Annotated in this window: 12 protein-coding genes; 8 read left to right on the forward strand and 4 right to left on the reverse strand. The window is 67.8% G+C overall.

All coding sequences use genetic code 11. The annotated features are described in order from the left end of the window. Positions 1–241 precede the first annotated feature (241 nt). The 3 genes from ACYVII_RS07635 to ACYVII_RS07645 are packed head-to-tail and all read left to right on the forward strand — an operon-like array spanning position 242 to position 3485. Positions 242–1042 carry a helix-turn-helix transcriptional regulator gene (locus ACYVII_RS07635; RefSeq protein ID WP_460533466.1) on the forward strand — a complete coding sequence of 267 codons (801 nt, stop codon included), beginning with the start codon at positions 242–244 and terminating at the stop codon, positions 1040–1042. Next, positions 1042–2208, forward strand: coding sequence for a MalY/PatB family protein (locus ACYVII_RS07640; RefSeq protein WP_460533469.1), 1167 nt, complete (start codon positions 1042–1044; stop codon positions 2206–2208). Before ACYVII_RS07635 ends, ACYVII_RS07640 begins: the two co-directional genes overlap by 1 nt. Next, positions 2205–3485, forward strand: a complete 1281-nt coding sequence (locus ACYVII_RS07645; protein ID WP_460533471.1) for an MFS transporter — start codon at positions 2205–2207, stop codon at positions 3483–3485. Before ACYVII_RS07640 ends, ACYVII_RS07645 begins: the two co-directional genes overlap by 4 nt. Positions 3486–3529: 44 nt before the next feature. On the opposite strand, the gene ACYVII_RS07650 is transcribed toward ACYVII_RS07645, so the two are convergent. From ACYVII_RS07650 to ACYVII_RS07665, 4 genes are all read right to left on the reverse strand, one after another. Next, positions 3530–4324: an SCO1664 family protein gene (locus ACYVII_RS07650; RefSeq protein ID WP_460533474.1), complete on the reverse strand. Its 795-nt coding sequence runs from the start codon at positions 4322–4324 to the stop codon at positions 3530–3532. Next, positions 4321–5004 (reverse strand): histidine phosphatase family protein, encoded by a 684-nt coding sequence (locus ACYVII_RS07655; protein ID WP_460533477.1) that lies wholly within the window; start codon positions 5002–5004, stop codon positions 4321–4323. The genes ACYVII_RS07650 and ACYVII_RS07655 overlap by 4 nt, the downstream gene beginning before the upstream one ends. 139 nt (positions 5005–5143) lie before the next feature. Next, positions 5144–5596, reverse strand: a complete 453-nt coding sequence (locus ACYVII_RS07660) for a universal stress protein (RefSeq protein WP_460533480.1) — start codon at positions 5594–5596, stop codon at positions 5144–5146. Positions 5597–5678: 82 nt separating this feature from the next. Beyond that, positions 5679–6350, reverse strand: a complete 672-nt coding sequence (locus ACYVII_RS07665; RefSeq protein WP_460533483.1) for a VOC family protein — start codon at positions 6348–6350, stop codon at positions 5679–5681. Between the two features lie 77 nt (positions 6351–6427). Between ACYVII_RS07665 and ACYVII_RS07670 the strand changes: the two genes are divergently transcribed. The 5 genes from ACYVII_RS07670 (at position 6428) to ACYVII_RS07690 (ending at position 11597) form a co-directional block, all read left to right on the forward strand. Then, positions 6428–7006, forward strand: a complete 579-nt coding sequence (locus ACYVII_RS07670; protein ID WP_460533486.1) for an HhH-GDP family DNA glycosylase — start codon at positions 6428–6430, stop codon at positions 7004–7006. Further along, complete coding sequence (mgrA, locus tag ACYVII_RS07675) at positions 7003–8046, forward strand: aldo-keto reductase family protein (protein ID WP_460533489.1); 1044 nt, start codon at positions 7003–7005, stop codon at positions 8044–8046. The genes ACYVII_RS07670 and mgrA overlap by 4 nt, the downstream gene beginning before the upstream one ends. A 37-nt stretch (positions 8047–8083) precedes the next feature. Further along, the gene (locus tag ACYVII_RS07680; RefSeq protein ID WP_460533492.1) at positions 8084–9103 is read left to right on the forward strand and encodes a malate dehydrogenase; all 1020 of its coding nucleotides are present in this window, start codon (positions 8084–8086) and stop codon (positions 9101–9103) included. 105 nt (positions 9104–9208) lie between these two features. Then, the gene (locus ACYVII_RS07685) at positions 9209–10048 is read left to right on the forward strand and encodes a hypothetical protein (RefSeq protein WP_460533495.1); all 840 of its coding nucleotides are present in this window, start codon (positions 9209–9211) and stop codon (positions 10046–10048) included. A gap of 313 nt (positions 10049–10361) precedes the next feature. After that, entirely contained in the window at positions 10362–11597 is a 1236-nt protein-coding gene (locus tag ACYVII_RS07690; protein ID WP_460533498.1) for an IS110 family RNA-guided transposase, read from the forward strand. The last annotated feature ends 192 nt before the right edge of the window (positions 11598–11789 follow it).

Here is an 11789-nt window from a genome sequence, read left to right on the forward strand (position 1 = left end):
AATCGAGCCCGCGACTCTGCGGGCGGAGGATATTGACCGGAAGTCAACATCCCATCGAGTCCTTCAACATCTTGTGCAATCTCCACACATCGTGGACGGTTTGTCAATAGTTTGTTGATGCGGTCCACGGCTCGTTGACTTCCTCGTGCTTTTGACCCATGCTCGTGATGGCACCACTCGCCACAGCTCGTGCACGCCACTGGACAGCTCGTGCAGACCACCGGACAGAAAGAGATCGAATATGGCGCAGAAGCGTTCACGGCCGGCGCCCGCCGGCGGCATCCTCGATCAGGGGATTCGCCCGACGGTCGACGGTGAACGGCTGATCGCCGTGTTCTCGGCGCTCGTCGAACCGCTCGGCCGGTCGCTTCCGCCGTCGACGGAGGTCGTGCTGCACGACCTCAGCAAGCTGCCGAACTCGATCGTCGCCATCCACGGGGAGGTGACCGGGCGCCGCGTCGGTGACCCTGCAACCGACCTGCTGTTGAAGAACCTCACCGAACTCTCCGATGACCACATGGTCGGCTACGAGACGCATCTCGCCGACGGGCGACGCATCCGCTCGTCGACGATGATCATCCGCGACGTGACCGGCCAAGCCGTTGCGGCGCTCTGCCTCAACTCCGACCTGTCCGTGTGGGAGTCGGTGCAAGACATCGCATCGTCGATGCTCGACCTCGGTGGCGTGCGTAAGCCCGCACCGCCCTCCAGCGAGGCGCGCATCGTGCCGGCTCCGGCCATCGAATCGGCCGATCCCGAGGTGTTCGTCACCGACGTGGACCAGCTGGCCGCGCACCTCATCCGACAGGCTGTTTCCGACGTGGATGTGCCGGTCGAGTTGATGCAGAAGCGGCACAAGGTGGCCGTCGTGCGCGATCTCAAAGACCGGGGAATGTTCCACCTGCGCGACGCCATCGACATGATCGCGACGACGCTCGGCGTCACCCGGTTCACCATCTACAACTACCTGAACGAGATCGCCGACGAGGATGCCGACGACGCCACGGACGACGAACCACTGCAGATCGGAAAGGAAGGCTGATGACCAGCGCACACGAATACGACTCCATCGGAATGGACAGGCTGCGCGAGATCGGCAGCCTGAAGTGGACGATGTTCCCGGGCAAGATCGGTGCGTTCGTCGCCGAGATGGACTTCGGATGCGCGCCCGCGATAGCGAAGGCGCTGCACGACACGGTCGACGACGGCCTGTTCGGCTACCTTCCGCCTTCTCTGTCGGAAGCGATGTCGGATGCCTGTGCCGCGTGGCAGAAGTCGCGGTACGGGTGGGATGTGCCCGCTGCTCGCGTGCATCCGCTCCCCGACGTCATCAAGGGGCTCGAGGTCGCGATCGAGCACTTCTCCGCGCCCGGATCGAAGATCGTGCTGCCGACGCCCGCATACATGCCGTTCCTGTCGGTGCCGCCGACGCTCGGGCGCGAGATCATCCAGGTGCCGATGCTCATCCGCGATGGGCGCTACGAGTTCGACCTGGACGGCATCGACCGCGCGTTCCACGATGGTGGAGGGCTGCTCATCCTGTGCAACCCGTACAACCCGCTCGGCCGGGTCTTCACACGTGAGGAGCTGCTCGCCGTGAGCGAGGTCGTCGAGCGCAACGGTGTGCGCGTCTTCTCCGACGAGATCCACGCGCCGCTGGTCTACCCCGACGGCAGGCACGTGCCGTATGCCAGCGTGTCGGATGCCGCGGCATCCCACACCATCACGTCGACCAGCGCCTCCAAGGCCTGGAACCTGCCCGGGCTGAAGTGCGCGCAGATCATCCTCAGCAACGACGCCGATGCCGAGGTGTGGGAACGCATCGGTTTCATGGCCAGCCACGGAGCGAGCAACCCTGGCGTGATCGCCAACACCGCCGCCTACACCGCGGGCGGCGCATGGCTTGCCGACACGGTCGGCTACCTCGACGGCAACCGGCGCCTGCTCGGCGATCTGCTGGCGGAGCACCTGCCCGAGATCCGCTACACCGCGCCGGAGGGCACGTACATCGCCTGGCTGGATGCCCGTGCCCTCGAGCTCGAGGTGCCGCCGGCGGACTTCTTCCGCGAGCGGGCCGACGTGGCCATGACCGACGGTTCGTCATGCGGTGAGGCCGGGGTCGGGTTCATGCGGTTCATCTTCGCCACGCCCCGGCCGATCATCGAGCAGGCCGTCAGGCAGATGGCCGACGCCGTGAAGCGCCGGTGACCGCACCGGATGCCGGAACCGGCTCGGTGACGACCGCGCCGGCCGCCCGAAGCGACCACACCATCGCGAACCGAGTGCGTCTCGTCGTCGCGCAGCTGCTCTGCGGCGTCGGCATCGCGTCGGGCGTGGCGGTCGGGGGCGTGCTCGCCGAGAAGCTCTCCGGCGTGATGGGTGTCGCCGGTTTCGCGCAGACGGCGAGCATCATCGGCGCCGGGCTGATGGCCATACCGCTGGCGCGGCTCGCCGTGCGACACGGCCGCCGGTGGTCGCTCACCCTGGGTTTCACGACGGCGGCCGTCGGCGCGGTGCTCATCTTGATCGCCGCCACGACCGGGCAGTTCTGGCTCTACCTGATCGCGATGGTGCTGTTCGGCTCGGGCACCGCGACGAATCTGCAGTCCCGCTACGCCGCGATGGAGTTCTCCCGGCCAGGAGCCGAGGCGCGTTCGATGTCGATCGTGCTCTGGGCGACGACCGTAGGATCCATCGCCGGCCCGAACCTCTCCGCACCGGGGGCGAACCTGGGCACGGCGCTCGGACTCGTTCCGCTGAGCGGTCCGTACCTGTTCTCGCTTGCAGGCTTCGTGCTGGCCGCGATCGTGACAGTGGGCATCCGTCCGATCGCAGGGCACGCGCCGGGCAACGATCCGACTCCCGCCGGGCAGTCGCCGGTGGGCGCGTTCGCCGCACTCCGGATCGCGCTACGAACACCCCGAGCGGTGTTCGCCATCGCGAGCATCGTCACCGGCCAGATGATGATGGCCGCCGTCATGGTGATGACACCGGTGAGCATGAACAACGACGGGATGTCGCTCGAATTCGTCGGCATCGTGATCAGCGTGCACATCGTGGGCATGTACGCGGCGAGCCCGGTCTTCGGCTGGCTCACCGACAAGACGAGCGCTCAGACCGTCGCGTGGATCGGCGCGGCGCTCTTCGTCTGCTCGTTCAGCCTCGGCGCCTGGGACGGCGCCGGCCACTCGGCCATGCCACGCCTGATGGCGGCCCTCTTCCTGCTCGGCCTCGGCTGGTCCGCGTGCCTCATCGGCGGGTCCGCAATGCTCGTCGAGTCGGTGCCTGCGCACATCCGTGTTCCCCTTCAGGGCGGTGTGGATGCCTCGATGAACTTCGGCGCCGCAGCGCTCGGTGCCCTCGCCGGGCCGGTGCTCGCCCTCGGCGGCTTCTTCGCGGTCAACGTGATGGCCGCTGTGGTGCTCGTGGTGCTCGTATGGGCGGGCGTGCGGGCCCGGCTGCGCCGCGGCGCGGTCGAGGTCTGATCGTCCGTCAGTCCCTCGTTCCCGCTCCGGCCACGGCCGAAGCGTCAGAACAGGGGCCAGGGTGTGGCGGGCATCCATCCGCCCGGCGCCGGGAACCGTCCGACCCCGAGTAATCGGTCGCACCGTTCTGCGAACGCCTCGAGTTCGGCCGCCGACAGCAGAGTGGCCAGCTCCCGCCCCAGTTCATGGCCGAGGGATGCCCGCACTCGCGCGACTCCGTCGGTCTCCTCGGCGGTGAGCGGCTCGCCCACCCACCCCCAGAGCACCGTGCGCAGCTTGGGCTCGGCATGGAACGTGAGGCCGTGGTCGACGCCGAAGCGGTGACCGCCGGGCATCGCCAGCACGTGGCCGCCCTTGCGGTCAGCGTTGTTGACGAGCGTGTCGAAGACCGCCATGCGCCGCAATGCCGGAGAGTCCTCGTGCACGAGCGCGATCCGGCGGTCGTCTTCGTCGGCACCCTCGAAGGCTCGACGCCAGCGCTCCGGAATGCCCTCAACCGGAACGATGTCGACGGCGCTCTGTACCGTGTCGACCTGCTGCCACAACTGGAGCATGCCCTCGCCGAGCGGCCCGTCGCCTATCCATGTCGGCGGCACGACGTTCCAGCCGAGACGCTCCGACACGAGATACGCCGCGTACTCGCGGTCGGCGAGGTCGCCGTCGGGAAAGTCCCACAGCGGCTTCTCACCCTCGCGAGGCTTGTAGACCACGGGCACGTCGTCGATCGCGGCGAGGAACGTCTCGTTCGACGCGGCAGGGATGCGCGCCACCAGCTCGACATTCCCCCGCAGCCCGCGGCCCGCGTCGGCCGGGCATCCGGGCGCCTGCTCCTGAGTCACGAGGCGCTCGCCCCGCCACCGACTGTCTCCGTCTCGGCGACGCCGTCGCGCAGCCAGTCCAGGTCGCCGGCATCCGTGTTCGTGCCGATCACGCGCGGGTTGCCCGCGCCGTAGTGCACGATCGAGACGGACGCCGGGCCGACGCTGATGCGCTGGAAGAGGTCGAGGTGCATGCCGAAGGCATCCGCCAGCACCGACTTGATCACATCGCCATGACTCACAGCCACCCACACCGCCTTCGGCCCGTGCTCCGCCGTGATGACGGCATCCTGGCGCCGGATGGCCGCGACCGCCCGCGCCTGCATCGCAGCCATCGACTCACCGCCGGGAAAGACGACGGATCCCGGCCTCGTCTGCACCTGCGCCCACAGCTTCTCGCGCGCCAGCTCCGCCAGGCGCTTGCCCTGCCACTGCCCGTAGTCGCACTCCGTGATCCCATGCTCGATCGACAGCGGCGGCGACCCGTGCTGCAAGGCCAGAACGATTTCGGATGTCTCACGGCAGCGCTCCAGCGGGCTGGACACGATCGCCGCGAGCGGAACGGCCGCGAGGCGCTGCGCCGTGCGTTCCGCCTGTGCACGGCCCACGTCATCGAGCGCGACGCCGCCGGCGCGCCCGACGAGGATGCCCGCTGCATTGGCCGCGGTGCGTCCGTGCCGGACGAGCATCACCGTGGCCATGTTTTTCAGACTAGGACGCGCGCCCGAGCCTGGGTCAGCGGACCTCGACATCCCACAGCCGGCTCAAGTCGCTCAATCGGCCCTTTTTGTCCAGCCACAAGGGCCGATTGAGCGACTTGAATCAGATTCGGCCGCCCCGTCAGCGCACGATCAGCACCGGGCAGTTCGCGTGCGACGCGCACTCCGAGCTCACGGAGCCGAGCAGCAGGCCGGCGAAGCCGCCGCGCCCTCGAGATCCGAGCACGAGCATCTCCGCGCCCTTGCTCCGTTCGATGAGCACCTGCGCCGGATGCCCGTGCTGCACGACGGTCGTCAGGAGCGGAGGGCGGTCGGATCCGTACGCATCCTTCAGCGCTTCGTCGAGGGTGTCGCGGGCGATGTCTTCGAACGACGGATCGGCCGACATCGCGTACGGCGACACTGCGACCGGGTAGCTCCACGTCGTCACCGCCTCGATGCGTGCACCGAGAAGGCGTGATAGACGGTCGGCCTGCCGCAGGGCGGCGATCGACTGCTCGGAACCGTCGACACCCACGACGATCTTCGGTTTTTCGGACTGCGGCTGCGATGTGTTCTCGCTTGTCTCGCTCATTTCTCCAGCATGTGTGGGAGAACCGGATCGCGCCACCACCAGGACGGGTGAGATTCCGGATGCCGCGCACCTGTGGTCGCGCTCAGTCGGCGTCGTCCTCCCAGACGGTGTCGTCGCCCCACGGCGCGACATCGATCTCGTTGCCCTCTGGGTCCGCGAGCGTCCACCAGTGCGGTGCGTTGTCGTCGTTCGCGATATGGCCGCCCGCGGCGAGCGCGGCAGCGATGCGCTGCTCGGCCTGGTCGCGTGACAGGGCGAGATCGATGTGGATGCGATTGCGTTGCTGGCGCGGAGCATCCATCTGCTGGAACCAGACCGTAGGACCGATGCCGCGCGGATCGACAATCGCCACCTCGTCCCGCCTCCGGTACCCGAGGACCGCCTGCCAGAACGGCAGTACACGGGCAATGTCCATCGCATCGATCGCGATCTGCACGGCGTGCACGCGCGTGTGGTCCGGTTCGACGCCGAGCCGGAGCGCGGCATCCTCGATCTGCACGGCGAGCGCGGTATCACGCTCGCTCAGTCCCCCGACCTCGTGCGTCTGCAGGCGAACGGTGACACCGGAGTAGCGCAGGTCGACGTCGGGATGGTGGTTCGCGGCATCCGCGAGCTGCCCGATCGCCTGCACGAGTTCCACGCCCTTCGCGAACGATCCGGTGGCGAAATACGCGGTTGCGCCGCCGTACACGCGATGCCAGGCGTTGCCAGGAACAGCCTCGTGGAACTGCTTCACCGTGATCTGCTCGACCATGCCGCTCATCCTCCCGCCGACCGCCGACGTTGCGGCACTCCCCGGGTCACGGTCGACACGCGTGCCAGGATGACGGTATGACCGGCACTCTGCACATCACCGGCGATGCTGCCGCCGATGAGCTGCTCTCCACCTCCCCGCTCGCGCTTCTGCTCGGCATGCTGCTCGACCAGCAGGTCGCCATGGAGACCGCGTTCAGCGGTCCGGCGAAGATCCGCGACCGGATGGGCGGCCTCGACGCCGCCACGATCGCGGACGACGACCCGGATGCCTTCGCCAAGCTCTGCGCGACGCCGCCGGCGGTCCACCGCTTCCCGGGTTCGATGGCGGCGCGCATCCAGGCGGTGTGCCGTGCGGTGGTCGCGGACTGGGGCGGAGACGCCTCGGCGATCTGGACCGAGGGAGCCCCTGACGGCGCCGAGGTGCTGAAGCGGCTGCGCACGCTCCCCGGATTCGGCGACCAGAAGGCGCGCATCTTCCTCGCCCTTCTCGGCAAGCAGTACGGATACGACGGCGCCGGGTGGCGCGAAGCCGCCGGCGACTACGGCGAAGAAGGCTCGTACCGCTCGGTCGCCGACATCGTGGACGAGGCATCCCTCACCCGAGTACGAGAGAACAAGCGGGCGGCGAAGGCCGCCGCGAAGGGAGCCAGATGACGTACGTCGCGCACGACGACGACCGCTACGACAGGATGCTCTACCGCCGCACCGGGCGCAGCGGGCTCGACCTGCCTGCGCTGTCGCTCGGTCTGTGGCACAACTTCGGCGACGACCGCCCGATGCAGACGCAGCGCGCCATCGTGCGGCGGGCGTTCGATCTCGGCATCACGCACTTCGACCTCGCCAACAACTACGGCCCGCCGTACGGGGCAGCGGAGACGAACTTCGGGCACATCCTGCGCGAAGACCTTCTCCCGTACCGGGACGAGCTCATCCTCTCCACCAAGGCCGGCTGGGACATGTGGCCCGGTCCCTACGGCCAGGGCGGCGGCAGCCGCAAGTACGTGCTCGCCAGCCTCGACCAGTCGCTGAAACGCACGGGCGTCGACTACGTCGACATCTTCTACTCGCACCGACCCGACCCGTCGACCCCGCTCGAGGAGACGATGGGCGCACTCGACACCGCCGTGCGCAGCGGCAAGGCGTTGTACGTCGGCATCTCGTCGTACAACGCGGATGACACGCGCAAGGCCGCTGCGATCCTCGCCGATCTCGGTACACCGCTCCTGATCCACCAGCCGTCGTACTCCATGCTCAACCGCTGGATCGAGACGGAGGGACTGCTGGATGCCGCGGGCGAGCTCGGCATCGGCGTGATCGGCTTCACCGCGCTCGCGCAGGGCATGCTCACCGGGAAGTACCTGAACGGCATCCCGGCGGGATCGCGCGCATCGAGAGCGTCGTCGCTGCCCGACGAGCTGCTGTCGGATGCCGCACTCGCGCGCATCCGCTCCCTTGCCGACATCGCCGAGGAGCGCAATCAGACGCTCGCGCAGCTCGCCCTCGCCTGGGCGCTGCGCGACTCGCGTGTGACCTCGCTCGTGATCGGGGCGAGCAGCGTCGAACAGCTCGAGCAGAACGTGGCAGCCCTCGATCATCTCGACTTCACAGACGACGAGCTGGAGGCGATCGACGAGCACGCAGTGGACTCCGGCGTCGATCTCTGGGCGACCGCCCGGCGGGGCGAACTGGCCTGACACCAGCCCGGGCATACCGCGGCCATAGTCTGGCGTCATGGCCCCCATCACTCGGCAGCCCGTCACCGTGACCGTCACCGGGGCGGGAGGGCAGATCGGTTACGCGCTGCTGTTCCGCATCGCATCGGGGCAGTTGCTCGGGCCCGATTCGCCGGTGCGGCTCAATCTCCTCGAGATCCCGCTCGGGCTCCGTGCAGCCGAGGGCACCGCCCTCGAACTCATCGACGGCGCGTTCCCGCTGCTGGCATCCGTGGATGTGACGGATGACCCCGCCCAGGCCTTCGACGGAGCCGGCGTCGCGTTGCTGGTCGGCGCGCGGCCCCGCACCGCAGGCATGGAGCGGGCCGATCTCCTCGAAGCGAACGCGGCCATCTTCGGACCGCAGGGGCGCGCGATCAACGAGCATGCGTCATCCGATGTGCGCGTTCTCGTCGTGGGCAACCCGGCCAACACGAACGCGTTGATCGCCTCGGCGCACGCACCGGATGTGCCGCGCGAGCGGTTCACGGCGATGACCCGGCTCGATCACAACCGGGCCGTTGCGCAGCTGGCGCTGAAGGCCGAGGTGCCTGTCACCGCGGTCGATGGGGTGACGGTCTGGGGCAATCACTCGGCGACGCAGTATCCGGATGTCTCGCACGCCACGATCGACGGCCGCCCGGCTCTCGAGGTGGTCGACGCGGCGTGGTGCGAGGAGGTGTTCGTGCCGAAGGTCGCACGACGCGGCGCGGAGATCATCGAGGTGCGCGGCGCTTCCAGCGCGGCATCCGCGGCGAACGCCGCCATCGACCACGTGTACGACTGGGTGCACGGCACAGACGGGCGCTGGACCTCTGCAGGCGTCACGACGAGCGGCGCGAACGCGGAGGCTGCCGCATCGTACGGCCTGCACGACGGGCTGATCTGCTCGCTGCCGGTGCGGTCGCAGGGCGGCGAGTGGCGGGTCGTGACCGGCCTCGAGCACTCGGAGGTTGCGCGGGCGCACATCGAGGCATCCGTCGCCGAGCTCCTCGACGAACGGAAGGCCGTGCGCGCGCTCGGCCTGCTGCCCGACTGAGTCTCCGGTTTCGTACGCGGCCCTCGAGCACGCCGCGTGCTGTCGACCGCGGACTCGCGCCCCGGATTCCGGGGCGTCGTCTCGGGTGGGTGCAGGATCGTGACCATGCAGCTGTCCAGCACGTCCACTCAGCGCACGTACCGGCACCTGCGGTTGGCCGTGATCGGCGCGGCCGTGACGACGCTGGTGACGCTCGTCGTCGTCACGATCACTGTCGGCCCGGTCTCGAGCCTCAGCGCGCTCTACTACACACCGGGCGGAACGGCGTTCACCGGGGCGCTGTTCGGAATCACGCTCGGCCTGGTCGCGCTGTCGGGACACAGCGTCGAGCAGGTGCTGCTCGACATCGCCGCGTGGTTCGCCGCCCTGATCGCGGTGCTGCCCACGCCGATCGCGGCCCGGGATGCGCCGGGCGTCGCAGGGCTGTGCCCGGACGGAACGGTGTGCGTTCCGACGACGGCGGCCGCTGCCGCAACCGTGGGAATCGTCGTGGTGGCCGTGATGGGCATCCTCACCGCGATCGTCGCGGTCTGGCTCGCCGCGGTACGGCACGGCATCACGGCCGGGGTTGTCGTTCCCGCAGCGGTCGTCGCCGCCGTGTCGATCGCCTTCATGGTGTGGCTCGGAGCCGGACAGCAGGCGCTGCTCGCGATCGGCCACCTAGTCGCCACGGGCGTCTTCTTCTGCATCATGATCGTCGTGTCGGCGGTCTCGGCGATCACGGCACGCTCTCCGTGGCGTGCGCTCTACATCGTCGTGACGGTGGGGATGTGCGTCAGCCTCGTCTACCTCGCCGTGGTGTTCTTCACCCACCTTTCCGGCGCAGGTGCCGGCCAGCCGTGGATCCTCTTCGGCGAGGTCGCCCTCATCGTCTTCTTCGCCGTCTTCTGGATCGGGCAGACGACGCAGAAGTGGAACGAGCTCGACCCCGCCCTCAGCCGCTGAACCGGGCCGACGCCGCCCTTCCCCCGCGGTGAGACTAGCTTTCCGGGGGCTTCGCTCCTCCGTGGGGGTGGAAAGTATCGGTGCGGGGTCGCCACTTGTCGGGTTGCGGTGTCGGGGGGATGCTGGGGGTGTCGGTCGCGGTCACGTCGTACGCCTATGGTGCTGTCGAGCCCGGAGACTAGCTTGACGCGGAGGACTGCCACGGGAACCGTGGATTGTTGCTTCGAGCACGTGTACTAGATTCCAACTCTTTGATCCCTGTCCTCCCCGTGACCGGCTTTTCTGGTCACCGTCATGGGAAGGAGCCGGGGAGATGGATGTGGTGCATGAACGCGCCGTGGGGATCGATATCTCCAAACGCGATGCGAAGGTCGCTGTCCGGACACCGGGCGCACGTCAGGGCACGTTCACGACGAAGATCACGACCTGGGGTGCCACGACCTCGCAGGTTCTGGCATTGGTGGACTACCTGGTCGCTCAGCACGTCACGGTCGTGGTGATGGAAGCGACCAGCGATTACTGGAAGCCGTTCTACTTCCTGATGGAAGACACGTTGCCGGTGATGCTGGTCAACGCGAAGCAAGCCCGGAATATCCCGGGACGCAAGACCGATGTGTCCGATGCGGCGTGGTTGGCGCAGTTGGCCGCGCATGGGCTGCTGCGTGCTTCGCTCGTGCCGCCGGAACCGGTGCGGCAGTTGCGGGACCTGACCCGGGCACGCACCATCGCCGGTCGAGATCAGACCCGGATCCAGCATCGACTGGAGAAGTTTCTGGAGTCTTCCGGGATCAAACTGTCCTCCGTCGTCTCCGACCCGACCGGAGTGTCGGCACGGTTGATGCTGGAAGCCCTCGCCAGTGGAGAACACGACCCGGTCGTGCTCGCCAACCTTGCCAAGGGGACGATGCGGAACAAGATCCCGCAGCTTCAGGACGCACTGATCGGCCGGTTCACCGAGCATCACGCGTTCATGGTGCGTCAATACCTGGCCCAGATCGATCAGGAGCAGCAACTGATCGACGCGCTCACCGAACGCGTGGAAGAGCTGATCGCCCCCTTTCGCGCAGCCCGGGACGTCCTGGTGACGATCCCGGGAGTGTCTGTCCTGGTCGCTGATGTGATCATCGCTGAGACCGGCGCCAACATGACCGCGTTCGACACCGCAGCGCATCTGGCCTCCTGGGCCGGAGTCTGCCCCGGCCAGAACGAGTCCGCAGGGAAGATGAAGTCCTCACACACCACCCATGGGAACAAATACCTCAAAGGTGCGCTCGGGATCGCGGCGTTGGCCGCGAGCAAATCCAAGAACACGTTCCTCGCCGCCCGCTACCGGCGACTGGTGACCCGGCGCGGGAAACCGCGCGCGGTTGTCGCGACCCAACACAGCATCCTCGTCGCGGTCTGGCACATGCTCCGAAACGGTGAAGCCTACGACGAACCCGGCGCCGACTACTACACCCGGCACAACCCCCAACGCACCCGAACCCGCGCCATCAGAGACCTCGAATCCCTCGGCTACCAGGTGGCGATCACCCCAGTCGCCGCCTGAACCTCACGTCCTACTCTCGTACTAGGTGTATGCGCCGAGACCGGGCGCCATGCACCCAGTTTCGGCGCATACACCTAGTAGCGTGTCGCGTCTAATGTAGTGGGTATGGCTGGTTGGCTGTTCTCGATTGATACTTGATCGGGAGGAGGCCGTGGCATGCCCAGGCCGAAGGAATTCGTTGTCACGTTGAGT

The organism is Humibacter ginsengiterrae (genome assembly GCF_054780115.1).